The 24152-nt window shown below is 63.2% G+C and carries 19 protein-coding genes; 7 read left to right on the forward strand and 12 right to left on the reverse strand.

Translation table 11 applies throughout. The features are described 5' to 3' along the window. Positions 1-17: 17 nt before the first annotated feature. The 4 genes from AC1RJY_RS00815 to AC1RJY_RS00830 form a co-directional block, all read right to left on the reverse strand. Positions 18-1010, reverse strand: coding sequence for a 4-(cytidine 5'-diphospho)-2-C-methyl-D-erythritol kinase (locus AC1RJY_RS00815; RefSeq protein WP_014921135.1), 993 nt, complete (start codon positions 1008-1010; stop codon positions 18-20). After that, entirely contained in the window at positions 1007-1888 is an 882-nt protein-coding gene (gene rsmA / locus AC1RJY_RS00820; protein ID WP_014921134.1) for a 16S rRNA (adenine(1518)-N(6)/adenine(1519)-N(6))-dimethyltransferase RsmA, read from the reverse strand. The genes AC1RJY_RS00815 and rsmA overlap by 4 nt, the downstream gene beginning before the upstream one ends. 26 nt (positions 1889-1914) lie before the next feature. Further along, positions 1915-3078, reverse strand: a complete 1164-nt coding sequence (locus tag AC1RJY_RS00825; protein WP_014921133.1) for a resuscitation-promoting factor — start codon at positions 3076-3078, stop codon at positions 1915-1917. A 291-nt stretch (positions 3079-3369) separates the two neighbouring features. Then, a complete protein-coding gene (locus AC1RJY_RS00830) occupies positions 3370-4266 on the reverse strand; it encodes a TatD family hydrolase (protein WP_011774064.1) in 897 nt (298 codons plus the stop codon). A gap of 197 nt (positions 4267-4463) precedes the next feature. Here AC1RJY_RS00830 and AC1RJY_RS00835 point away from each other — a divergent pair, with 197 nt between their 5' ends. Genes AC1RJY_RS00835 through AC1RJY_RS00845 form a run of 3 tightly spaced genes read left to right on the forward strand, consistent with a single transcriptional unit; the run spans position 4464 to position 9521 of the window. Beyond that, complete coding sequence (locus AC1RJY_RS00835) at positions 4464-5552, forward strand: AAA family ATPase (RefSeq protein WP_011774063.1); 1089 nt, start codon at positions 4464-4466, stop codon at positions 5550-5552. A gap of 13 nt (positions 5553-5565) precedes the next feature. Then, positions 5566-7038, forward strand: a complete 1473-nt coding sequence (locus AC1RJY_RS00840) for a DUF58 domain-containing protein (protein WP_014921131.1) — start codon at positions 5566-5568, stop codon at positions 7036-7038. Beyond that, positions 7035-9521: a transglutaminase TgpA family protein gene (locus tag AC1RJY_RS00845; RefSeq protein WP_498600945.1), complete on the forward strand. Its 2487-nt coding sequence runs from the start codon at positions 7035-7037 to the stop codon at positions 9519-9521. Before AC1RJY_RS00840 ends, AC1RJY_RS00845 begins: the two co-directional genes overlap by 4 nt. A 114-nt stretch (positions 9522-9635) precedes the next feature. Here AC1RJY_RS00845 and AC1RJY_RS00850 read toward each other — a convergent pair whose 3' ends face one another. Beyond that, positions 9636-11117, reverse strand: a complete 1482-nt coding sequence (locus AC1RJY_RS00850) for an NAD-dependent succinate-semialdehyde dehydrogenase (protein WP_011774060.1) — start codon at positions 11115-11117, stop codon at positions 9636-9638. 160 nt (positions 11118-11277) lie between these two features. Then, positions 11278-12147, reverse strand: a complete 870-nt coding sequence (gene rsmI, locus AC1RJY_RS00855; protein ID WP_498601241.1) for a 16S rRNA (cytidine(1402)-2'-O)-methyltransferase — start codon at positions 12145-12147, stop codon at positions 11278-11280. 112 nt (positions 12148-12259) lie between these two features. Here rsmI and AC1RJY_RS00860 point away from each other — a divergent pair, with 112 nt between their 5' ends. The 3 genes from AC1RJY_RS00860 to AC1RJY_RS00870 all read left to right on the forward strand — a co-directional run bounded on the left by AC1RJY_RS00860 (position 12260) and on the right by AC1RJY_RS00870 (position 16572). Continuing rightward, a complete protein-coding gene (locus AC1RJY_RS00860) occupies positions 12260-14077 on the forward strand; it encodes a dolichyl-phosphate-mannose--protein mannosyltransferase (RefSeq protein ID WP_498600947.1) in 1818 nt (605 codons plus the stop codon). Positions 14078-14087: 10 nt separating this feature from the next. Beyond that, positions 14088-15920, forward strand: coding sequence for an AMP-dependent synthetase/ligase (locus tag AC1RJY_RS00865; RefSeq protein WP_498600949.1), 1833 nt, complete (start codon positions 14088-14090; stop codon positions 15918-15920). A 154-nt stretch (positions 15921-16074) separates the two neighbouring features. Continuing rightward, positions 16075-16572, forward strand: coding sequence for a hypothetical protein (locus AC1RJY_RS00870; RefSeq protein ID WP_498600950.1), 498 nt, complete (start codon positions 16075-16077; stop codon positions 16570-16572). Here the strand turns inward: AC1RJY_RS00870 and AC1RJY_RS00875 are convergent. Together AC1RJY_RS00875 and AC1RJY_RS00880 are read right to left on the reverse strand one after the other, a co-directional pair. Next, on the reverse strand, positions 16562-17737 hold the full coding sequence (locus tag AC1RJY_RS00875) for a TIGR01906 family membrane protein (RefSeq protein WP_498600952.1): 1176 nt from the start codon (positions 17735-17737) through the stop codon (positions 16562-16564). The genes AC1RJY_RS00870 and AC1RJY_RS00875 overlap by 11 nt on opposite strands. A gap of 139 nt (positions 17738-17876) precedes the next feature. Further along, complete coding sequence (locus tag AC1RJY_RS00880; protein ID WP_498600954.1) at positions 17877-18872, reverse strand: stage II sporulation protein M; 996 nt, start codon at positions 18870-18872, stop codon at positions 17877-17879. A gap of 105 nt (positions 18873-18977) precedes the next feature. On the opposite strand from AC1RJY_RS00880, the gene AC1RJY_RS00885 reads away from it, so the two are divergent. Then, on the forward strand, positions 18978-19784 hold the full coding sequence (locus AC1RJY_RS00885; protein ID WP_011774049.1) for an RDD family protein: 807 nt from the start codon (positions 18978-18980) through the stop codon (positions 19782-19784). Between the two features lie 98 nt (positions 19785-19882). On the opposite strand, the gene AC1RJY_RS00890 is transcribed toward AC1RJY_RS00885, so the two are convergent. The 4 genes from AC1RJY_RS00890 to AC1RJY_RS00905 form a co-directional block, all read right to left on the reverse strand. Beyond that, positions 19883-20725: a pentapeptide repeat-containing protein gene (locus AC1RJY_RS00890; protein WP_498600956.1), complete on the reverse strand. Its 843-nt coding sequence runs from the start codon at positions 20723-20725 to the stop codon at positions 19883-19885. 187 nt (positions 20726-20912) lie between these two features. Further along, positions 20913-22133: a L,D-transpeptidase gene (locus AC1RJY_RS00895; RefSeq protein WP_238324555.1), complete on the reverse strand. Its 1221-nt coding sequence runs from the start codon at positions 22131-22133 to the stop codon at positions 20913-20915. Between the two features lie 140 nt (positions 22134-22273). Beyond that, on the reverse strand, positions 22274-23752 hold the full coding sequence (gene ahcY / locus AC1RJY_RS00900; RefSeq protein WP_011774045.1) for an adenosylhomocysteinase: 1479 nt from the start codon (positions 23750-23752) through the stop codon (positions 22274-22276). A gap of 45 nt (positions 23753-23797) precedes the next feature. Then, complete coding sequence (locus tag AC1RJY_RS00905; protein ID WP_011774044.1) at positions 23798-24016, reverse strand: Trm112 family protein; 219 nt, start codon at positions 24014-24016, stop codon at positions 23798-23800. Positions 24017-24152 lie beyond the last annotated feature (136 nt).

Consider the following 24152-nt stretch of genomic DNA (forward strand, 5'->3'; position numbering starts at 1 on the left):
GCTGGAATGCGGAGTTACTAAAGGAGGGTATCGGAGATGATCCGGGCGCCGGGCACGGGACCGTGAACGGCCAGGGCATTGTGTCCACGGTGAGTCAGCTCTTCGGCAAGAACGCTGGCTGAGACGGAATCCCGGGCCAGGAGTGCGATGGTTGGTCCCGAGCCTGAGACCATGCCGGCAAGGGCGCCTCGCGCTTCACCCAGTCCTATGGTGTCGCGAAGTTGGGGCGCGAGTGTGATGGATGCCCGCTGGAGATCGTTGATCAGCACGCGGCTGAGGGTCTCAGGGTCACCCTTACGCAGGGCCTGGAGGATGGTGGGATCCACGTCAACGGGCTCTGGAATCTCGACGCCTTCCGAATCCCGAAGTCCGTCAAGCGTGCGGAACACGTCAGGTGTGGACAACCCGTAGTCGGCAAAAACCAGCACCCAATCCATTTGGGCCTTGGCCAGGGCCGGCGAGAGTTTGTCTCCCACGCCAAGCCCGACGGCGGTGCCTCCCAGGAGCGAGAACGGCACGTCTGCGCCCAACTCGGCGGCCAGGTGCGCGAGTTCCTCGCGTGAAAGACCACTATTCCAGAGTGCATCGCAGGCCAACAGGGTGGCTGCGGCATCGGCAGAACCGCCGCCCATGCCACCGGCCACGGGCACACGCTTGGTGATTTCCAGGTGCACGCCGGTTGGCTTCTCTGACATTTCAGCCATGATGGCTGCAGCCTTGTACGCCAGATTGCGCTCGTCCAGGGGGATGTCCACGCCGTCCAGGTCCAGTGTGCTGTCCGGGCTGATGCTGACAGTGATTCCTGGCGCCTCTGTGCTGGTGGCCGCCACTTCCTCGTACAGGGAAACGGCGAGGTACACGCTGGCTACCGAGTGGTATCCATCGGGCCGCAACGGCCCGACGCTCAGGGAGACGTTGACCTTGCCCGGGGCTTTGACGCGGACTGTGCGGGCATGGAAGCGCTCCCCCACGAACGGGAGGCTGCTTGGCTTGCGGTTACCCGGGTTCATGCGTCCACTGGGTGGCGGGCTTCGGCGATCTTGACATAGGCATTGATGTCCAGGACCTCGCCGCGCGCCGTAGGGTCAACGCCGGCGGCCACGAGGCACCGCTCAGCTTCCGAGGCGCTCCCGGCCCAACCGGCAAGTGCGGCACGAAGTGTTTTCCGCCGTTGCGCGAAGGCTGCATCAATGACGGCGAAGACCTGCTCACGGGTTGCATGCGTTTCCGGGGGGTCGTGCCGGGTGAAGGCAACCAGGCCGGAATGGATTTTCGGAGCAGGCCAGAACACGTTCATGCCAATGACACCGGCTTTGCGCATGTGCCCGTACCAGGCCGCCTTGACCGACGGGACTCCGTAGATCTTGGAACCAGGTGTTGCGGCTAGGCGATCGGCAACCTCATCCTGCACCATGACCAGGCCATGCTGGAGGCTTGGAAAGTGCTGCAGGAGGTGAAGCACCACCGGAACAGCCACGTTGTAGGGCAGGTTGGCCACCAACGCTGTGGGAGGCAGAGGCAGTTCGGTGACCTTCATGGCGTCGGACAGCACCAGGTGGAAGTTCTCTTCCGCCCCGGGCCGCCAGGCGCGCACGGTCTCCGGCAGCTTTTCTGCCAACACGGGGTCGATTTCGACAGCGACGACAGCTTTGGCCGCGTCCAGCAAACCCAGGGTCAAGGAGCCCAGCCCCGGGCCTACCTCCAACACGGTTTCATCATCGCCAATGGCGGCGGCGGCCACGATCCTGCGGATCGTGTTGCCGTCGATCACAAAGTTCTGCCCCAGGGTTTTTGTGGGGCGTACACCGATTTCCTCGGCGAGCCGTCGGATATCTGTGGCGCCCATCAAAGGCGCGACGGCGGCGGGTTCGGAATTCGGTTCAGTCACCTAGGTATCGTATCGCCTGTGCGGGGTCAGGCCGCGTGGGCGCAGCCCCAGTCGCTGAGGCCGTTCTTGGCGTAGAGACGGTTGGCGATCTCGATCTGCTGTGCTTTGGTGGCAAGGCTGGCGTTGGGAGCGTAGGCTCCACCACCGTTGGCAAGCCAGGTGGGGCTGGAGAACTGCAGGCCGCCGTAGTAGCCGTTGCCGGTGTTGATGGACCAGTTTCCACCCGATTCACACTGGGCAATCCTGTCCCACATGGCTTCGTTCGGAGCGCCGGTGGGGCCGCTGGCTGCGGGGGCTGCGGCTGCTGCCTGGGGGGTGGGAGCCGGGACGGGGCGGGCCTTGGTACCGACGCTGATCTTTTCGGCTACCGGCTGGGTGGCTACGTTGCTGGAGACCAAGGTGCGCGACGCTTCGCGGCCGTCCACGAGGACCAGCTTGAACGTCTTGACCAGGGATCCTGCGACGCCTTCCTGGGTCACCTTCTCTTCGCCCTTGAAGAGCTCGGCACTATCGCTCTTCACGCTTTCGAAGGGAACTTCTTCGGTGGCTTCGGCGGTCTTGCTGGTGTCCACGCGGGAGACCTTGATCACCATGTCCTGGACGATGGGTGCGTTGCCCGGCTGGGAGATGTGGTCGTTGGCGCCAACGGTAATTCCGGTGTCTTTGAGCACGGTGGCGACGTCGGTCGCCGTCGTGGTGGTGCTGGTGTCCTTGCCGTCTGCCACCACGCTGATGGTCTTGGGCGTGGAGATGGAAACGAAGGAGCCGGTCACTTCCAAGGATGCCTCTTTGGGCTGGGAGATCTCGGAGGAGCTCGCTACACCGAGTTCGGTCACCAGTCCTGCAACGTCAGGGGCGGTGGTGTTCACCGTCTTCCGGGCGCCGTCCAGTTCAATGGACACGGCCTTGGCCAGGTTGACGTTCACTACGGATCCGTTGTCGACCCGTGCGTCGAGAGCCGGCGAAACGCGGTCCGCGTCCTTCAACTCGACCTTGGCTGCTTTGACCACTTGGTCAACAGTGCCGCCGAAGGTCTGGATGGAGCTCACTTTGCCGTCCACATTGAGGGTGACGGTCTTGTTGTTGCCGACAAATGCCACGACACCAACTACCAGCGCTGCGACTACCAGCAACTGGGTACCTACTTTGAGGAAGCTGAACTTGCCATCCGTTGTGAAGAACTTGATCACGATCGCCCATTACTCTCAGACCATCCGGGCACGGGGAAAAGCGCAAAAGTAATGCCGACCGCAAAAACGGAGGGCCAGGCAAAAAGCCTGGTCCCACCTTTGCTGCCGGCATCTGCGCCGCCAAAAAACATTCAACTTATTGCCCCGAAATTATCCGGAACAGTTGTCCGAAGGCCTTCCCCGACCCCGGCTACTTGTTTAACACAGTAACCGATCCGTTATAAACGAGCCAAGAAAGGTGCATACCGGGTATCCACGCAGTCGGCTCCGCCGGTGTGCAAAGAGGGCGGCCTAGGCCCAGGATCCGTAGGCATTCAGGGTGTTTTCGGCCAATCGCGAGCATAGCTCGGACAAGTCATCTTCTGTCACGTCCGCCATGGAGCGGACCGTGTAGGGAACCATATAGCTCGCATTTGGCCTTCCGCGGTGGGGATGCGGCGTGAGGAACGGCGAATCGGTTTCCACCAGGATCCTGCTTGGCTCGGCAATGGCCAGGGCGGCGCGGAGATTTCCTGCGTTCTTGAAGGTCATGGTGCCGGCGAACGACATGTACCAGCCGTTCTGGTTACAGATCCGGGCGAGTTCCTCATCTCCGGAGAAGCAGTGGAAAACCACGCGGTCCGGGGCGCCTTCCTCCCGGAGGACCTGCACAACGTCGTCGTGAGCGTCGCGGTCGTGAATCTGGAGCGTCAGCCCGAGCCGTTTGGCGATGTCGATGTGGCGCCGGAAGGAGTACCGCTGATGGGCCAATCCCTCGCCGTGGGTCCGGAAGAAGTCCAGCCCGGTCTCGCCGATGGCCCGGATCCGCGGATGTCCGGCCAGCGCCTCGATTTCAGCGAGTGCCGATTCCAGTTCACCGCGGGCCGCGTATTCGGGGGCATCGTTGGGGTGAAGTGCTACGGCTCCGAGCAGCCGGGGATCAGCTTCCACCGCTTGTACCGTGAATCGTGACGATTCGAGGTCGCACCCCACTTGGACAGCGCCCTGGACACCCACGGCTTCCGCGGAGTCCATCGCGTCCCGGACCGAGACCTCTATCAGGCCGTGCCTGAAGTCCAGATGCGTGTGATTGTCCATCACGGGTACGGGCAGGGGTTCGGGCGCTGGCGGGTACTCCCGGCGCGACTCTTTTTCGTCTGCTGCGCCGGCGGGCGCCCGGTAGGGTGCGGGGGCGAGGGAATTGCACATGCTTCCACCTTAATCGGACCGCGGTCCTCCTTGGGCGGCGCAGGACGACTACACGGTAAATTCCCAGCGGAACATAAATTCCGGAGCAGTATGTTAGCGCGGGCCAAAGTCTGGGTAGTCTGGAACGGACAAGCGGCCAACACCAGCAGCGCTCAGCGAAGACAGCTGCTGCCGAGGCCACGGCTGAAGGGCAATCCATGGAGTCCAAGCGACAAGTCACCGTTGAACCTTCTCCTGTTCAGGGCGAGGATTACAGTCCCCTGCCACGTGACGGCGCGGGGCTCAACGGGCATAGGCCGCACGTCATGGATGCGGAACGGTTCCACGATGCCAGCGAACGCATCCTTGGCTCCATCAACAAGGTCATCGACGGAAAAGCCGATGCCGCGAAGCTTGCCCTCACCGTACTGCTGGCCCAGGGCCATCTCCTGTTGGAGGATGTGCCGGGCGTCGGCAAGACCCTGCTTGCGAAGACGCTGGCCCGCACTGTGGACTGCACGGTGTCCCGCATCCAGTTCACCCCGGACCTGCTGCCCTCCGATGTGACCGGAGTGTCCATCTATAACCAGTCGTCCCGGCAGTTCGAGTTCCGGCCCGGCGCCGTGTTCGCGAACATCGTCATCGGTGACGAAATCAACCGGGCTTCGGCCAAAACCCAGTCCGCGCTCCTCGAATGCATGGAAGAGCATCAGGTGACTGTGGATGGGCATTCGTACCAGCTGGGTTTGCCGTTCATGGTGGTAGCTACACAGAATCCCATCGAAATGGAAGGCACGTACCCGCTGCCCGAAGCACAGCGGGACCGTTTCATGGCCAGGATCTCCATGGGTTACCCGGACAAGGACGCAGAGATCGAGATGCTGGAGACTCATCAGGCGTCTTCACCCTTGACCAAGGTGACTCCCGTGGTCACGGCCGCTGATGTGGCCGCCATGATCGCCACCGTCCAGCAGGTCTACGTCTCCGCAGCCATTAAGGAGTACACCGTGGCCATCGGACGGGCCACCCGGGACAGCGCCCGCCTTCGCCTTGGAGCCAGCCCGCGGTCCTTGCTGCAGCTGCTGCGTGCGGCCAAGGCCACGGCAGCACTGGACGGTCGCGATTTTGTCCTTCCGGATGACGTAGTGGACGTAGCCGAATCGGTGCTGGCCCACCGCATCATCCTGGACCGCAAGGCTGCGAGTTCGGGCGATACCCCGCAGAGCATTCTCCGGGGCATCTTCGCTTCCCTGCCCGTTGCCCAGGAACCGCCGGGCGCGTGGGGCAGGGACAGGCACAGCGTTTAGGAGACATGCCGGAATGGCGCTCATGGATCGGCTTCCCAAGCATTTATTCACCAACCGTGGCTGGGGACTCTTGGCTGCCGGGGCGCTTGCTCTGGGGTGCGCCTACGTCATGGGCAGGCGTGATCTCCTGACGCTGTCCGTTCTCTTGATTGTCCTGCCGCTGGTGGCGCTTGCCGGCGTCCGGGTGCTCAAACCAAAATTCCAGGTGTACAGGGAGTTCAACCCGTCCACGGTGGAGACCTCCAGCACCACCACAGTTCGCCTGGCCGTTGCCCGGTCTTCGTATTCCACGGGGCACGTCATCATGGAGGAGCAGTTGCCTCCCCGTTTCGGCGAGCCGCCCGCTTTCCGTTTTCCCGCCCGGTCAGCATCCGGAGGGACCAGCCGCTATGAGTATCACCTGCGCTCCGGCAAGCGTGGGCAGTTCCGGATTGGTCCGGTGACTGCCGAGTTCAGTGACCCGTTCGGCTTGTCGCTGCGGCGGCATGCAATTGACGACGGCGATATCCTCACCGTGACGCCGGCCGCCGTCGAACTTCCCGTCACAGGCCTTGCCGGTGCGCGCGGCAACGATGGCGTCACTGCGACCCGCATCCGCGCCAACCCGAGCGACGATGACATCATGACCCGCGAGTATCGGCACGGTGATCCCATGCGCCGCGTTCACTGGGCGGCGACTGCCCGCCACGGCCAGCTCATGGTGCGCCAGGAGGAGTCCGTGACCACACCGGAAGCCACCCTCATTCTTGACCAGAGATTCACCGCTTTTGCCGCCGGAACCGGGTCCGTCTTCGGGAGCCACGACGAAGATTCGGACCTGGTCACCAGCACCAACTTTGAGTGGGTTGTCACGGCCGCGATGTCCATCACGGCGCATTTGGCGGAACGGAACTATTCGTTGCGGCTCCTTGACTCCTTTGGCAGCCCGGCTTTCCTCCGTTCGCGCTCGGCGCCGGACCCGGATGCGGAGGAGTTTGCCGGCACGGGCGGCCTTCAGGCCATCGCCGAAGGCCTGGCGGCCGTGGAACTGAGCGGACCCAGGCACGTCAGGGTGGAGCACCACCGGACCGATCACAATGCCGAACTCAAGCACACTGCAGAACACAGGCACGGCGCAGAACACATCGGTCCGGCGGGCACGGAAAGTGCCGACCTTCCTTTCAATGACCGCCTGATGGACAAGCTCTCGGCGCATCGCTTGCGCGGTCCCCTGCTTGCCCTGGTGGGCAACCTGTCGCTCACCGAGGCAAGGTCACTTGCCCCGGCGGCCGGCTACGGCGCCAACGCGTTCGCCTTGGTGATGACCGATGCGTCACGGAACAACGAGGAAGTACTGGAGATTTTGCGCCTCGCAGGTTGGAGGGCGGCCGCTGTCACGTCAAAGACCCAGTTGACGGCTGCCTGGTCATCCTTCGATGAGGGCGGCATCGTAGCTGCCGCGGACGCCGCCATGGATGTCCGGCGTGGAGCGGCGGTGCCACGATGACCGCTACGTCCCACCGCAACTCCCCCGGCGTCCCTACCAAACCGGCCGGCACCCCTGCATCCGGTAGGACTCCTCGGCCCCATGTCCCGGGCCCTGGGCCGTATCCGTGGGCCATGGCAGGTTCAGTGGTGGTAGCTATACTTGGCGCCGGACTGTCCCTGAACGGTGTCCTCAGGGGCTGGGCCTGGTTCATGCCGCTGGTCACCACGGTGGTAGTGGTTGCGCTGACGTTGGCTGTCCTCCGGGCAATCCGTGCCCAGCCGCTGATTGCCACTTTGGCCTCTTTTGCTTCACTCGCCGGTGTGCTCAGCTTCATCTTCTGCCGCCAGGAAAGTCTGGCGGGATTCATCCCCACTACCGGAACCTTCGCCGCCGTCGGACGCCATATTAAACGTGCCGCCGAGACGGTGGTGTCCGAGAGTGCACCTGTGGCCCCCAACGCCGGGATCGTCTTTGTCATGTGCGCCTGCCTTGGGCTCCTGGTGATCCTGATCGATGCCCTGGCCGTTCCCCTGTCCATGCCTGCGGCCAGCGGCATTGGACTCCTGGCGGTTATGGTGGTCCCGGCCACCATCAAACCCCAGAGCGTGGGAGTGGCTGGATTCATCGGCGCGGCAGTGGGCTACCTGCTCATCCTCGGTTGCAGCCACTGGTTCGCCCCTGATGCCAGGCTCCAGTCCGGTTCTGGACGTGGCGCCGGCCAGTTCAAGCGCTCGGTGGTCACCGGAGGGCTGGCACTGGCTCTGACCATGACTGTCCCCCTGGCCATTCCCGGGTTCGAGACCGGAACCTTTCCGCAGGGTTCACGGCTGAGCCCGTGGGGAACGTCCAATGGCCTCAACCCCATGATCACCTTGGGCAACAGCCTCCGGAGCCCCACCGGTTCGGGTCGCATCACCTATGCAACCAGCGCCAGCGGTCCCCTGTACCTCAGGTCCGTTACCATCGACCACTTCGACGGCGAAACCTGGGCGCCCGATGATCGTGCCGCCGAGCGCCGTGTTGGGGCCGACAGGATCGAGACGGGGTACGCCGTGCAAGGCGAGGTGGTCAACGCCGTGACTTCCGTCAATGCGGGCCTGTTCACCAGCCCTTACCTCCCTGCTCCGTTTGCTCCGGCCTCCGTGAACGGCCTGAACGGGCGCTGGACCTGGGATCCAGCGACGTTGAGCATCATGAGCACGGAGACCACCACACGCGCGCAGCGGTACGTCGTTTTTTCCGCAGCCCCCAAGATCACGGCACAGTCCCTGTCCCAGGCCTCTGCCCTCCCGCAGGGCATTTCAGAGGACTTCCTCCGGGTTCCGGGCAACCTTCCGGACATCGTGCGGCAAACCGCCGACTCCGTCACGGCCTCTGCCGGCAGCAACTACGGCAAGGCGCTGGCCATCCAAAAGTACCTGCGTTCCGGAGAATTCACTTACTCCCTCCAAGCTCCCGTGCAGAACGGTTATGACGGCAACGGACTCTCGGTCCTGGCTGATTTCCTCGCCGTGAAGAGCGGTTACTGCGTTCATTTCTCCTCCGCCATGGCGGTCATGGCGCGGGCTGAAGGCATCCCCAGCAGGATCGCCGTGGGCTACGCACCGGGCCGCCTGACGGGCGAGTCGGTGGCGCTGGTGGGCCAGGGTTCCTTCCCTGAGTACGAGGTTGACGCCCGGGATGCCCATGCGTGGCCCGAGCTGTACTTCGAGGGCCTGGGCTGGGTCCCCTTCGAGCCGACACCGTCCCGTGGCGTCCCTCCCGAGTACGCGATGGAAAGTTCAGTACCCGGGAACCTCAGCACCAACGCGGATGAGAAGGACGTCCTCACTACCCCTGCACCGCCGGCGCCAGCGCCGATACCGATACCCGGAGTGGAGACTCCCGCCGGAGGGTCGGCCACCGCTAACCCGCTTCCCACGATCGGCGCGGCAGCGGCCGGGGTACTGCTGCTTGCTGGATTCCTATGGTCACCGAGGCTGAGCCGGACGGTCCTCCGGCGGCGTCGACTGAACCGAAAGCCTCCGGATGATGCCGACGTCCCGGGCTATAAGGATCCCGCCCCTGAACTCGCATGGGCGGAATTGCAGGACCTGGCCACCGATTACGGTGTGCCTTCAACGCCCAGCGAAACGCCCAGGCATTTCTCCGCCCGGCTGCGTTCCAGCACCGCACTGGGTGATACGGGAGGACTCGACGACGCCGCACATACAGCAGTCGCATCCCTCACCTCGGACTTCGAACGGCAACGCTACGGTCGCCCGGCGGCGGCAGCGCCGGCAGCGGCCGGCCGCATCGCCGTCGTCCGTGAGGCGTTGCGAAACAACGCCCGCTGGTTGGTGCGCTTCCGCGCTGACTGGCTGCCGCCGTCGATGATGCAGCGTTGGGTCCATGCGCTCGGCGCACCGTTCCGGGCGGTGGGAAGGCTCGCCAAAGCCACAGGGTGGGCGATTGTCCGGTGGTGGCGCAGGCTCAGGGGCCTGCTCCCCCAGCGCCGCTAGCTCAGCGCACAGACAGCAAAGGGCCCGACGCCGGAACTTGTGATTCCGGGGCCGGGCCCTTTGCATGTGTCAGCCGTTCTTGTTGCGAGAGCGGCGGACCGGATCCTGTGCAGCCTAGTCGGCGTACGGGTCCGCGATACCTACGTACTGGGTGTAGAGGTACTCTTCGATGCCTTCGGAGCCGCCTTCGCGGCCCAGGCCGGACTGCTTGACGCCACCGAAGGGGGCAGCGGCGTTGGAGATCACACCGGCGTTGAGGCCGAGCATGCCGGTTTCGATCTTTTCGCTGATGCGAAGCCCGCGGTTGAGGTCCTTGGTGAAGACGTAGGCAACCAGGCCGTACTCGGTGTTGTTGGCCAGGCGAACGGCGTCGTCTTCGGTGGAGAAGGTGATGATCGGCGCAACGGGCCCGAAGATCTCCTCCTGGAGGATACGGGCGTCAGCTGCGACGTTTTTCAGCACGGTGGGCTGGTAGAAGTAGCCGGGACCGTCGACGGCGGCACCACCTGTGACTGCTGTGGCACCTCCCGCTACGGCTTCGGAAACCAGTGCGTGCACGCCATCGCGGGCCTTGCCGTCGATCAGCGGGCCAACCTTGGACTCCGGCTCGGTGCCACGGGCAGTGGTCAGTGCACCGATCTTGGCGGCGAACTTCTCCGCGAAGGAATCAGCGATGGACTCGTGCACAATGAAGCGGTTCGCTGCGGTGCAGGCCTCGCCCATGTTGCGCATCTTGGCTGCGATGGCACCTTCAACAGCCTTGTCCAGGTCGGCGTCTTCGAAGACCACGAACGGGGCGTTGCCACCCAGTTCCATGGAGGTGCGCAGGACCTTGTCCGCGGCTTCGCGGATCAGCGCCTGGCCCACCGGGGTGGAGCCGGTGAAGGAGATCTTGCGGAGACGGTCGTCCTTGATCAGCGGGCCGGTGACGGCGCCCGCAGTGGAGGTCTGGATGACGTTGAGGACACCGGCGGGCAGGCCGGCTTCCTGCATGACCTGGGCGAACAGGAGGCTGGTCAGCGGGGTCAGGTTTGCGGGCTTGAGCACCATGGTGCAACCAGCGGCGACGGCGGGGGCTACCTTACGGGTGGCCATGGCCAGCGGGAAGTTCCACGGGGTGATCAGCAGGCAGGGACCCACCGGCTTCTTCTGCACGAGGAGGCGGTTCTTGCCATCCGGTGCTGCGGAATAGCGGCCGGACACGCGGACGGCTTCCTCGGAGAACCAGCGCAGGAACTCGGCACCGTAGGTGACTTCACCGCGGGCTTCGGCCAGGGGCTTGCCCATTTCCAGGGTCATCAGCAGTGCGAAGTCTTCGGCACGCTCGGTGACAAGTTCGAACGCACGGCGCAGGATTTCGCCGCGTTCGCGCGGTGCGGTGCGGGCCCAATCAGCCTGGGCGGCAGCGGCGGCGTCGAGTGCGGCAGCGCCGTCCTCAGCACCGGCGTCGGAGATGCTGAGCAGGACCTTGCCCGTTGCCGGGTCCTCAACATCAAAGGTTTTTCCGGATCCGGCCGGGCGCCACTGACCGTTGATCAGCAGGCCGGTAGGGACGGAAGCCAGCAGTTCGCTTTCGCGTTCAACCGTGACAGTCATGGCGACTCCTTCGTCTTGGGTGCTTTGGAGAATTGCACCACTGGGGTTCGTTGCCGGAAGTGGCTTGAATTACTGCCACGGTACTGCCCCGTGAGAAGCAGTGTCTACGCCTTCACGCACTGCCGCATGGTCGCCATTTTGTGCAGCTGCACAGCACGCGTCAGCGTGCCGCCAGTACCGCCGAATAGAGCTCCCGCTTGCTGACACGGGCGTCGTCGGCCACTGCGGCCACGGCCTCCTTCAACCGGATGCCCTGGGAAATGAGTTCGTTCACCGCGGCCACGTGGTCCTCCGGCTTGCCGGGTTCCTGTTCAGGCGCACCGCCCACCACAACCGCGATTTCGCCGCGGACCTCGTTGTTCTCTGCCCACTCCAGCAATTCACGCAACGTGCCGCGAATGACTTCTTCGTAGGTCTTGGTCAGCTCACGGCACACGGCGACGCGGCGATCGGCCCCGAAGCGCTCATGGAGTGCCCGCAACATGACCTCAAGCCTGTGCGGGGCCTCAAAGAAGACCATCGTGCGGCGTTCGTCGGCGAGGTCGGCCAGACGTGAGTTCCTGTCCCCCGACTTTCGCGGCAGGAATCCTTCAAAGCAGAAGCGGTCGGTGGGCAAGCCGGACAGCGCCAAGGCCGTCAGCACCGCAGAGGGGCCGGGAACGGCCGTGACCGTCAGTCCGGCGGCAACCGCGCCCTCCACCAGACGGAATCCAGGGTCCGAAACCGCCGGCATTCCGGCGTCGCTGACCATCAGGATGGTCTTGCCGGCGCGCACGTGGTCCAGGAGCTCACCGGTCTTGGCTACTTCATTGTGCTCGTGGTAGCTGATGACCCGACCAGTGACTTCAACGCCGAGCGCCGTCACCAGCCGGTGCAATCGCCTGGTGTCCTCTGCAGCCACAATGTCTGAGGTGCCCAGGAGCTCAATCAAACGCGCGGAAGCATCGCCCACGTTGCCGATGGGTGTTGCCGCAAGCACAATCCTGCCCACCCCGTGAGTTGCGCCGGAAGCAGAAGCGGCCTCCTCCAGATCGTCGTTAAAGGGAGCCTCGTCCGGGGTGCTGCGTTGTTCGTCCACCTGCCAAGCCTAATGCCGCGCGGGGTTCAAGGATGCAGCAAGGATGGAAAGGTAGCATGGGCGGGTGAACCAGTCGCCCGTTCCTGTCACCGCTTCCGGATCCCCGGCGGCGTCCCCGGCGACCCCGGAACCCGGAGACTCAGCTGTGGAGGGAAGCAGCGATCAGCCGGATACGCCGAAACCCGTAAGTGAGCCACAGCCCCGGCGGGCGGCGCACCTGAGTGACAGCACCGTTGGTCCGTTGCCCGGCCGCGGGTTGGAGGGGCACCGTTGGATCGCCCGACCGTCCGAGGCCTACACTGCCCAGGCATTGAAGGAACGTCTGATCGGTGGTGTCCAAAGCTGGCGGGATTACCCTGTTTCCTTGCGCCTATGGTTCTGGCTCATCCCCGCCATCACAGCGATCCTGGGCGGCATTCTCCGATTCTTCCGACTGGATGACCCACCCAGCCTGGTTTTCGACGAAACGTATTACGTCAAGGATGCTTACTCCTATGTGGTGAGCGGCTACGAACGCAGTTGGCCTGCCAACGCCAACGATTCCTTCAATTCCGGCAACCCCGATATTCTCCTCAACACTCCTGAGTACGTAGTCCACCCACCCGTCGGCAAGTGGATGATTGCCTTCGGAATGTGGCTGTTCGGCGGGGACAATCCCTTTGGCTGGCGGTTCAGCGCGGCTTTGGCCGGCACACTGACGGTCTTCCTCGTCTCGCTCATTGCACTGAAGCTGTTCCGCTCACACACCCTCGGCGCCGTTGCCGGACTCCTGCTGGCCATCGACGGCCACCATCTGGTGCTCTCCCGTACGTCGTTGCTGGACGTCTTCCTGGCGCTCTGGATCCTGGCCGCTTTCGGCGCCCTGTTAATGGACCGCGACGACGGCCGCCGTCGTTTGGCTTCCCGGCTCGCCGCGCAAGCGGCTGCTTCGCCGGGAGGCCGTCCCAAGCCCTCCCAACTGGTAGCCGGACCGTGGCTTGGCATGCGGTGGTGGCGTCTGGTTGCAGGTCTTTGCCTTGGCCTGGCCGTGGGGACTAAATGGTCGGCACTGTTCTTTGTGGCCGCTTTCGGGCTGATGACCGTGCTGTGGGACCTGAGCGCCCGGCGTATCGCAGGCATCCGGAGCTGGTTCAGCGCCGGCATCATCAAGGACGGCATCCCCGCCTTCGTGACCATCATTCCGATTGCCGCCGTCACCTACGTGGCCAGCTGGACGGGTTGGTTCCTCTCGAAGGACGCCTACTACCGGCAATGGGCTGCCGCCAACCCGGCACCCGGACTGGATTGGCTGCCTAACTCGGTGCGCTCCCTGGCGCACTACCACCTAGAGGCCTACAAATTTCATCAGGGCCTCAGCTCCGATCATCCGTACGAGTCCAGCCCGTGGACGTGGCTCATCATGGGCCGCCCCACCTCCTTCTTCTACCAGACCCCCAAACAGGGGACCCCGGGCTGCGTTGTTGAGACGTGTTCCTCTGCCATCTTGCCGGTAGGAAATCCCGTGGTGTGGTGGGGTGGAACCATCGCCCTGGCCATCCTGCTGTTCTGGTGGGCCGGACGTCGCGACTGGCGCGCCGGCGCCATCCTCGCCGGAGTGGCCGCCGGCTATCTTCCGTGGTTCATGTACCCGGAACGCACCATGTTCATCTTCTATGCGGTGTCTTTCGAACCATTCCTGGTTTTGGGCCTGACGTATGTGTTGGGGTTGGTGTTGGGACGCAGCGGCGACCCCGTCTGGCGGCGACGATCCGGACTGTACATAGTGGCTCTGGTCCTGGTGTTGGCAGTGTTGGCAACAGCCTTCTTCTATCCGGTGCTCACGGCGGAAGTGATCAGCTACCAGGAGTGGCGGATGAGAATGTGGATGCCATCGTGGATCTAGGAGGCAAACAGTGAGGGAAGCAAGCACGGAGCTCCTGGTCGAGGCGGACCCGAACACCAACGTGACGGACCTCCTCCTGGAACGCTGCCACAAGGATCCCTTCGGTAACCTGTACGCGCACAAGACGGCGAATGGTTGGCTGAACGTTTCCGCGGCGAGGTTCCTTGCCGACGTCACGGCTTTGGCCAAAGGACTGATCGCGGGCGGGCTGAACCCGGGCGATCCCGTGGCTGTGCTTTCCCGCTCAAGTTTTGAGTGGACCCTGGTGGATTTCGCCATCTGGATGGCCGGCGGAGTTACCGTGCCCATTTATGAGACGTCGTCGGCAAGCCAGATCGAATGGATCCTCACGGATTCCGGAGCCCGGCGCATCTTTGTGGAGGACGCCGCCAAAGCAGATCAGGTCCATGCCCTGGTTGAGCAGTCGTCTGTCCTGGGCGAGGACCCCGTGACCATCGTCCGGATGGAGCACGACGGCGACGCACCCAACCTGACCAGCGTCTCCGCCGTCGGAATCGGCATCATGGACGCCGAACTGGAACGTCAGCGCAGCGCAGCGAACCTGGCCAGCGTCGCCTCCATCGTGTACACCTCCGGAACAACCGGTAAGCCCAAGGGCTGCGAAATCACCCACGGCAACTTTGTCCTCGTGGCGCGAAACGTCATCCCGTTTCTTCCCGAGCTACTCATGCAGCAAGGCGCACGGACGCTGATGTTCCTGCCGCTGGCGCACGTCCTCGCCAGGGCGGTCCAGGTTGTTTGCCTCACGGCCGGCATCACGCTGGGACACAGTGCAGGCGCCAGCGGACTCATGGCGGACCTTGGGTCCTTCAAGCCCACTTTCCTGCTCGCCGTGCCCCGCATTTTCGAGAAGGTCTACGCCGGCGCCAACCACAAAGCGGCCATGAGCGGCAAGTCCGCGCTCTTCTCGGCCGCTTCCGCCACCGCAGTGGAATATTCGACGGCGGTGGACCTCGCCGCACGTGGCGAGGGGACCGGTCCGGGCTGGCTTCTGGGCCTGAAGCACTCCATGTTCAACAAGCTCCTCTATCCCAAGGTGAGGGAGGTCTTCGGCGGCGACGTGGGCTACACGGTGTCCGGCGCCAGTCCCCTCAGCCTCCGGGATAACCACTTCTTCCACGGCGCAGGCGTTCCGGTGCTGGAGGGCTATGGCCTGACGGAAACCACGGCGCCCTGCACCGTCAATACGCCCAGCATGTCCCGCATCGGCACTGTTGGCATTCCCCTCCCCGGAACCACCATCCGGGTTGCTCAGGATGGCGAGGTGCTGGTCAAGGGAATCGGTGTCTTCAAGGGCTATCACAATAATGAAGAGGCCAACCGGGCTGCCTTCGTTGACGGTTTCTTCCGTACCGGAGACCTGGGCGAACTCGACGCCGACGGCTTCCTGACCATCACCGGCCGGAAGAAGGACCTCCTGGTCACGGCCGCTGGGAAGAATGTAGCCCCGGCTCCCTTGGAGGAAAAGCTGCGCGAACACCCCTTGGTGGGCCATGCAGTGGTTGTGGGCGATGGGCGGCCCTTCGTCGCCGCACTGATCGGCCTGGACCCCGAAGGGCTTGCGGAGTGGTGCGCCGAGAACAAAGTGGGCGCAATGACACCCGACGAAGCCGCTGGAGATGACCGCGTCAGGTCGGCCGTTCAATCGGCAGTGGACCAGGCCAACAAGCTCGTCTCAGCTGCTGAGTCGATCAAGAAGTTTGCGTTCATCACGGCCGAACTCAGCGTGGAGTCAGGACACCTGACGCCGTCGCTCAAGCTGAAGCGGGCCGCGGTGCTCAGCGACTTTTCGGCGGCTGTGGAAAAGATCTACGAGAAGTAGGGCTCCACCTAGGAAGCCTCGAATTACCACCTAGTGCAACAGATTCAGCACCTAATTCGGCCAAATTCACCACCTAGTTAGGCCAATTTCTCCCTAGGTGCCGTTGTTATCCCCGTAGCGTTTCCTCACGAACCAAACGTTCAAAGGGGAACTCATGGCTACACCATCAGGCATACCAACACCGACGCTCTACTACTCGCGTGTCCGGGCTACCTTGGTACCTCGAGTTGCGGGTTTCACAATGGTTGCGCTGGGCCCGGTGCTGTTCGTGCTGATCGTCCTGAAGAACACACCGGAAGTGCTCTTCGCACCGCTGGTCATCACCGCAGCTGGTTCATTCATCGCGTTCATGACCGTCACCGTCAAGGTCGACTCGCAGAACGTCGTGATCGCCTTCTGCGACATCTTCAAACGGACATTACCCAGGGATGAAATCGCGATGTTGACCACGGACAACGCGGCCGGTCCCAGTGGTTACGGATTCCGATACATGGGGCCCGGCATGGTCGGGTACCTCGTCGGCGGTCCCGAGATCAATATCGAGATGAAAAACGGCACGACGATTATTGCCAGCACGGACAGCCCTGAGCGCCTTATCGGTGTCCTCACCCGGCATGCCGGACAGGGCTCGGAAGCGCCTTCTAGCGGGTAATGCCCGTCGGTTCCTTGCTCAGGTTGTCGGCATCATCGGCATCGGCAGTTGCCTCGTCAGGGTCCCCGGCTTCGTCGGCCGATGAGGTGGAGCCCACGCCACGGCGCCGCTTCGTAGGCCAGGTGAGGATGAACGTCACCGTCGCAGCCAGGAACACCAAGGCGCCGATGACAATGCCCGCGTCGATCCAGAACTGTCCCGGGAAGAGCCGGATCAGGGTGTCCTCCAGCGAGAATGTCCACGTTCCGTTGGCGAAGAAGAGCCGGTGGAACTCGGTGAAGAACTGCTGCCAGCTCAGGGCTGCCAAAACAGCGAGGGCAATGATGATGACCAGCGTGACGATCGATCCGGCAAAGAGGCCGCGGCGGATCCCGCCGGTGCTTCGCTTACGCAGATACAGGATGCCGATGATGCTCAGGATGATGAGCAAAAGCCCGGCTCCGAAGGAGGACAGAATGACCAGCTTCACGTCGGCCATGTGCGAGACTTCGCTGTCGGTAAAGAGCTTTGCGCCGTCCTGGTTGACCAGGCCCCCAAGGTAGCGCGGACCGGCCCAGTTGCTGAGGTAGTCAACGGCGTAGGAACCGTACGTCATGCGGTCGTCAGTGCTGAAACCGTAGCCGTCGCCGGGGAAACCCGGACGGTTGTACTCCACCCACAGGAACAGCGGGCTGGTCACTGCCCGGACGGCGAGCACCAAGAGGATCACCGGGTAGAAAACAGCCAACAGCACTTGGAAAATCCGCGGGCCCATCGGCTTTACCTTTGCGGCTTGCTCGCGTTCGGCGTTTCGTCGCGCCACTTCGTCGTCCGGCGGACGGACCTGAAGGGCCGACGTCGGCAAAGGTTCCGAATAGTGCGACGGCTGCTTGGCGGTGGAAGCGTCCGCCAGGGTGTCAGCGAACAACGGCGGCTCAGCCCCGTTGTCGGCGGCCTCAGCAGCCTTCCGGTCCGCGCGGCTCTCAGGCTGGCCGTTGGCGGGCGTCGCAGTAGTGGGACTCACGGACGACTTTGCGTCCATAGGTGTGGGTCCGGTCTTCGCTGCAGGAGTGGCCGCGGAAGCCCCACTGGACGTTTTGGGCTTCATCCAGTCGAAGGCCGGTTCGTTGGGGTCCTCGTGGACGTCCGTGTCCGGTTCTTGTGGTTTTGGGCTCTTGTCGCTCACAGCGGGTTCACTTCCGTAGGCATCCACCGGCGATTGCTTGCTGCCGGCTCTCTTGTCTGCATTCGAGCCTACCGCCCGGCATTACAGAGACACGCGGTGCCACCCCGGCTGCGACCAGATTGAAACGTAACTGTAAGGTCTATGCTGCAATGCTGCGGTAACCGGCGTCGTTGGCGTCCATATCTCCTGTGACGCCTGCTCGGACTGCCTTCCTACCGAGCACCAAGGTGTAGACCCAGTAACCGGCCAAAACCAGCGCACCAATGGCGATCTTGGCCCATACAGGCAGCGGGCTCGGTGTCACGAAACCCTCCACAATGCCGGAGATCAGCAAAACCAGCACCAACCCGAGGGCAATAGTAATGAGGGAACGGCCTTCATCAGCCACAGCCTGAAGCCGCGTCCTCGGGCCAGGACGCACCATGGCCCAGAAAATCTTCAGCCCTGCAGCACACGCAATGAAGACGGCAGTGAGTTCCATGAGGCCGTGCGGAAGGATGTAGCTGAAGAAAATGTCCATCTTCCCTGTTGCCAGGAAGAGTCCCGCCGCGATACCCAACCCCTGCGCGTTCATGAACAAGATGAACGGCACCCAGAATCCGGTAATGCCAAAGGCCACTGCTTGCGCGGAGATCCAGGCGTTGTTCGTCCACACGGCGCCGGCGAATGAGGCCGCAGGATTCTCGGAGTAGTAGTCGATGAAGTCTTCCTCCACGTACTGCTGCACTTTGGCATCACTGGACGCGACAGCCCTCAGCGCCTCCGGTGACGTGCCAATCCACAAGGCGTAAGCCCCTGCCACCAGGACAAAGCCCAGCCCGCACCACACAGTCAACCACCGGATCCGGTAGAAGGCCGCAGGAAGGGAAATGACGAAAAACCGTGCCAGGTCCTCCATGAAATTCGAGCGGGCCCCAGTGAACCTCGTCCGTGCCTGGGCCAGTGCTGCCGACAAGGAAGCCGACAACCCCGTCTCCGGTGCCACAGAACGGATCAAGGACAGGTGCCCTGACACCGTTTGATACAGGCGCAGAAGTTCGTCCGCCTCGGCACCCGTGAGCCTGCGCTTATGCGCCAGGAAATGAAGCCGCGACCATTTGTCCCCATGTACGGCCGAGAAGGCATCGATGTCCACGCCACCACCCTAGCGCCTGTATCCACCAAGGAGTCAGCCCGCCGCTAGACTCGATGGTGCGGGCGCTCCGGGCGCCCGCTGCGTTGGCGAACCACGGGGGCGGGCATGAGTTCAATCATCACAGGCGAGGCAGTGGTCCTCGAGCTTCGCCCGGCGTCCTTCGCCGCGCGTGCACTGGGGCTCATCCTGGACGTCATCTCCCACATCATCCTCGCGATACTCCTGATCATCCTGATCACGTCGGCCTCCCGGGATCTCGACGACGCCGCCATTCAGGCGCTCGTCCTCAGCAGCGTCATCTTCTCCGTGGTCATCGTCCCTGTGACTGTCGAGACCCTCACACGCGGGCGATCCCTGGGGAAGCTCGCCACAGGACTACGCATAGTGCGCGACGACGGCGGGTCCATCCGCTTCCGGCACGCCCTCATCCGCGGGCTCCTCGGATTCCTGGAGATCTACTTGACCTTCGGCGGTCTCGCAATCGGTGTGGCACTGTTCAACGACAAATCCAAGCGCCTCGGTGACATCGTTGCAGGAACCTACTCCCTCCGGCAACGCGTACCCTCAACGCCACGGATCATGCCCGTAGCGCCGCACCATCTCCAAGCATGGGTCGCGATGGCAGACATCGGCAGGGTACCGGATGCCACCGCCCGCCGCGCCGGAACCTTCGTGCAGCAGGCCTACCTCATGGCACCAGCCTCACGCGTCAACATGGCGGCCTCCCTCGCTTCAGAACTCGCAAGATACGTCGCACCACCCCCGCCGGCCGGCACCATCCCCGAAGACTACATAGGCGCAGTCCTCGGGGAACGGCGCAACCGCGAACTCACGCGGCTCCGCCAAGCGGAGCAGCGGAACGCGACCGTAGGGGAACGGCTCAGGAAGCTGCCGTTCACTGATGAGTCTTAGGTCTGGTGCGGCTGTTACCAGCCGTCCTCGGCGTGCTCGCTCATTCTTCGCTTAGACGCACGCTGCCGGACGGCTGGCGACCGCCGCACCAGTCGAAGTCACCAGTGAGCCGGTCTTGTGAGTCGTGGGGGTAGGAGGGTGTTGCGGTCCCCTTCGGCGGCGTTGATCTGCGGTTGGGTCAGGTAGAGCGCCCCGGAGAGATCGGCTCCGTGGAGTTGCGCTCCACGCAGATCCGCTCCCAGGAGGTCGACGGCCGTGAGGTCGGACTTCCTCAGATTGGCTCCGATCAGGTATGCACCGCGGAGGTCTGATCCGCAGTGGCTTTGGTTCGCGAGGTTGGCGCCCATCAGATCAGCGCCGCCCGGCTTAGCGTCGGCACCCGGGTGGAGGCCGCCGTCGAGCGTTTGCTTGTCCTCGGCGCCGTAGGAGGCTCGCAGTTCCTCACTAACCTCCATCAAGAGTGTCCGGACCTCGCCGTGAAGTGTTTCGACGTCGGCGGCCAGGACCGTGGATGCATCACCGTGGGCGGTGGCTGTTATGTACTCGGACAGGTTGTCCGCAGCGGTCGCCAGGTCCGGATCGAACGTTCGTTGCCGGGCTTCTGCGAGGTACCAGAGCATCTCATGAAGTTGCCTGACTACTTTGAACACGGCGAACATCGAGGACTTGGATGAAGGGTCCTGAGTCCAGCTGGTACCGGCGAAAGTGTGTTGTGACACCAGTTGGCCGGCACCGAAACAATCAAACACTGTGCAACCGCGGAAGCCCCGGGGCCGTAAGCGTTGGTGAATGGTACAGGAAAAGTCGCCGGCCATATTCGGGCACGGCGTAGCAGCAGGTTTGTCGATGGCGAAGTCAGCCGAGCGGGAAAATCCGAGCGCGGTGCAGCACAGGGCAAAGCAGTTGCCGCAGTCTGGGCTGAGTGTAGGTGAAGTGGTCATGCGTGCTCCAGGTGATGAAAAAGGGTCCGGTGGAAGAAGCCGGGGAACCCGTGAACGGGTTCCCGTGAGGGACACCCGGAATCACCGTGGAGGGCAGCACAAAGAGCAGGACCGACGAGACGTCAGCGCTGAAAAGTTGGGTCAAAGCGCGCAGGAAATAATCACTGCAACAATCGTAACTGCGGGACTACCGCTGAGCGTAGCTCGCCCAGGGAATGTTCCAGTCGCCGAAGCCCTCCAGCGGTTCAACTGCCGGTGCGCCAGTGTTGAGGACCTGGACCACGTCACCGGTCTTCATGTTGTTGAAGAACCATGCAGCATCCGCCGGCAGCAGGCCCACACAGCCGTGCGAGACGTTGGCCACTCCAATGGAGCTCCATGCCGCTTCAAGAGCTTGGTGGACGTACACGCCGGACCACGTCAGCCGGTTGGCGTATTCCACCACCAGGGGCGGGTAGTAGCCTTTGTCGCCCGGCTTCAGGCCAATGGTCCCGGCGTTGAAGTTGGAGTGGCGTTCTTGCTCCATGATCACCGCGTACCCGGTAGGCGAAAGCCAGTCCTCCCCACCCAGGGATACGGGGGCAGTGTGAACCAGCTGGCCATCGAAGTACACGTTCATTGTCTTGGTGATGTCGTCCACCACGGCCACACGCTGGGGTCCGGTGGTGAACGTTGAGACTACGTCGGCGTTGCCGATCATGTTGTTCCCGAAGTCCACGCCCAAAAGCTTCATGTCTACGGTGACGGTGGTACCGGACACCCAGAAAGCCTCCGGCCGGATCCTGGCCTTCTTGTCCGAGTACCAGTGCCATGCCACGGGCTGGCCGGAGGAAACGGTGATGGCGACGCGCTTTTCCATTGCCGCCTTGTCCACAACGGGCTCACTGAAGTTAATTTCAATGGGCTGCCCGGAGCCGGCCGTGGTGCCGTTGCGGGGGTAGATGGACGCGTCGGCCTCGTATGCCGCGGAAACCGTGGTGAAGGTCTGTGACTTCCTGGTCTCTTTCCCCGCAGTATCAACCACGGTGAAGGAGTAGCTGTATTGGGTTTTGAACTTCAGGACTTCCAGGGTGGTCCAGGTGCTGCCATCGGGGCTGGTCTGGCCTTGCACAGGTGCCCCGCCGCTAACCGGCGCCAGCACAACGTCCTTCAGCTTGCCGTTGATTGCTTTGATCTGGGGACCAACAACAGGGTTCCATTCCACAGCGCCATCGAGCGGGGTGATACCGAGCTCTACGGGTTTGGCTTCCACGGTGGGAGTGGGCGACGGCGCTACAGCGGCGTCCTGCGTGAAACCTGCAAGCAGCCCGGGCACCGTGACGACGCCAATTCCGCCCACCACAATAGCTGCGCAGACTCCCATGATGGCAAGGATCTTGCCCTTTTTCCGTTTGGCGACTTCCGTCATGGTTCCCGTCATTCTGTCCCCCGCAAGCGTTACCGAACACCCAATTCTAGCGGAAAGGCCGGACACGCTGGTCGCGTGTCCGGCCTTTCACCATCGATTTGGGTACCGCCGATGCGGGCCCGGCTCGGTACTAGTGCAGCCTAGTAGCGGTAATGCTCTGGCTTGTACGGCCCCGCGACATCCAGGTCGAGGTAGTCCGCCTGGTCCTTGCTCAGTTCCGTGAGCTCCACACCCAGAGCATCCAAGTGAAGGCGTGCAACCTTCTCGTCCAGGATCTTGGGCAGGACGTAAACCTGCTTCTGATACTCGCGCTCACCGGCGGGCTGGTCCTTCTTGGTCCAGAGCTCGATCTGCGCGATGGTCTGGTTGGCGAAAGAGTTGCTCATCACGAACGACGGGTGGCCGGTGGCGTTGCCCAGGTTGAGCAACCTGCCCTCGGACAGCACAATGATGGACCGTTCGGAAGCGGTGCCGGCCTCGAAGACCCACTCGTGGACCTGCGGCTTGATCTCAACCTTCTTGACGCCCGCAATTTTGGCAAGCCCGGCGATGTCGATCTCATTGTCGAAGTGGCCAATGTTTCCAACGATCGCCTTGTTCTTCATGCCCAGCATGTGCTCGGCCATGATGACGTCCTTGTTGCCCGTGGTGGTGATGAAGATGTCACCCTGGGCGAGTACTGTCTCCAGCTTGGCAACCTGATAACCGTCCATCGCGGCCTGCAGAGCACAGATGGGGTCGATCTCCGTGACGATGACACGCGAGCCCTGGCCCCGCAGCGCCTCAGCCGCGCCCTTGCCGACGTCGCCATAACCACAGACGACGGCCACCTTGCCGCCCATGAGGACGTCCGTGGCCCTATTGATGCCGTCCGGCAGGGAGTGGCGGATGCCGTACTTGTTGTCGAACTTGCTCTTGGTGACGGAGTCGTTGACGTTGATGGCCGGGAACAGCAGCTTGCCCTGTTCCGCCAGCTGGTACAGACGGTGCACGCCGGTGGTGGTTTCCTCGGTGACCCCTTCGATGCGGGCGGCCAGGCGGGTCCACTTCTGCGGATCCGCGGCAAGGGTCCTGCGAAGGAGATCCAGGATGAGGACGTACTCCTCCGGATCATCCTCGGTGGCGGTGGGCACGGCGCCTGCGGCTTCGAATTCCACGCCCTTGTGCAGCAGCAGCGTGGCGTCGCCGCCGTCGTCGAGAATCATGTTGGGACCCAACTCCGGGTTGGTGTCCGCACCAGGCCACGTGAGAATCTGCTCAGCAGTCCACCAGTATTCCTCAAGGGTTTCGCCCTTCCAGGCGAAAACCGGAACACCCAGCGGGTTCTCCGGAGTGCCCTTGCCGACGACGACGGCGGCAGCGGCTTCGTCCTGGGTGGAGAAGATGTTGCAGGAAGCCCATCGAACTTCCGCGCCCAAGGCAGTGAGGGTTTCGATGAGCACTGCAGTTTGGACCGTCATGTGCAGGGACCCGGCGATGCGCGCACCCTTGAGGGGCTGCGAGGCACCGAACTCTGCCCGGAGCGACATGAGGCCCGGCATTTCGTGCTCGGCGAGGCGGATCTGGTGGCGGCCGGCCTCCGCAAGAGTGATATCAGCCACTTTGAAGTCGAAAGTCATGGAAGTCCTTAGGGGTACCGTGCGGAATTGATGAAAGAAAGCGTGTCAGGCCTTGGAATCGTGCTGGCCCGAGGTTGCCGCGTTGGCTGCGGCCAGCAGTTCAGGAGGCAGGAGCAGCGGGATGCCGTCCTCAATGGAGTAGCGGAGCTTTTCGCCGTCCGCAGCGGCATCGGTGGAAACCAACTCATCGCCCTCTTGGACCAGCGGTGAACCCGTCACGGGGCAGCGCAGGATGGACAACAGTTCAGGACTGACCTTTGGCATGAATGATGCTCCCTGGATGGCGCCGGCTAGGCGCCGCTGGCGGATATATCTGCAGATTCCAGACTACCGCGCAGGGAGATCCTGTTTTGATGCGAACGACGAATTGCGTCCGAGGCCCAAGCATGGTGCCGCTGCA

The organism is Arthrobacter sp. GW822-FHT05G07 (genome assembly GCF_058799755.1).

Bases quoted from the DNA above. Each gene is read 5' to 3' on its own strand.
- AC1RJY_RS00815 (WP_014921135.1), bottom strand. From the start codon at position 1,010: ATGAACCCGGGTAACCGCAAGCCAAGCAGCCTCCCGTTCGTGGGGGAG.
- AC1RJY_RS00830 (WP_011774064.1), bottom strand. From the start codon at position 4,266: ATGTGCAATTCCCTCGCCCCCGCACCCTACCGGGCGCCCGCCGGCGCA.
- AC1RJY_RS00835 (WP_011774063.1), top strand. From the start codon at position 4,464: ATGGAGTCCAAGCGACAAGTCACCGTTGAACCTTCTCCTGTTCAGGGC.
- AC1RJY_RS00840 (WP_014921131.1), top strand. From the start codon at position 5,566: ATGGCGCTCATGGATCGGCTTCCCAAGCATTTATTCACCAACCGTGGC.
- AC1RJY_RS00845 (WP_498600945.1), top strand. From the start codon at position 7,035: ATGACCGCTACGTCCCACCGCAACTCCCCCGGCGTCCCTACCAAACCG.
- AC1RJY_RS00850 (WP_011774060.1), bottom strand. From the start codon at position 11,117: ATGACTGTCACGGTTGAACGCGAAAGCGAACTGCTGGCTTCCGTCCCT.
- AC1RJY_RS00870 (WP_498600950.1), top strand. From the start codon at position 16,075: ATGGCTACACCATCAGGCATACCAACACCGACGCTCTACTACTCGCGT.
- AC1RJY_RS00885 (WP_011774049.1), top strand. From the start codon at position 18,978: ATGAGTTCAATCATCACAGGCGAGGCAGTGGTCCTCGAGCTTCGCCCG.
- AC1RJY_RS00890 (WP_498600956.1), bottom strand. From the start codon at position 20,725: ATGACCACTTCACCTACACTCAGCCCAGACTGCGGCAACTGCTTTGCC.
- AC1RJY_RS00895 (WP_238324555.1), bottom strand. From the start codon at position 22,133: ATGACGGAAGTCGCCAAACGGAAAAAGGGCAAGATCCTTGCCATCATG.
- ahcY (WP_011774045.1), bottom strand. From the start codon at position 23,752: ATGACTTTCGACTTCAAAGTGGCTGATATCACTCTTGCGGAGGCCGGC.
- AC1RJY_RS00905 (WP_011774044.1), bottom strand. From the start codon at position 24,016: ATGCCAAAGGTCAGTCCTGAACTGTTGTCCATCCTGCGCTGCCCCGTG.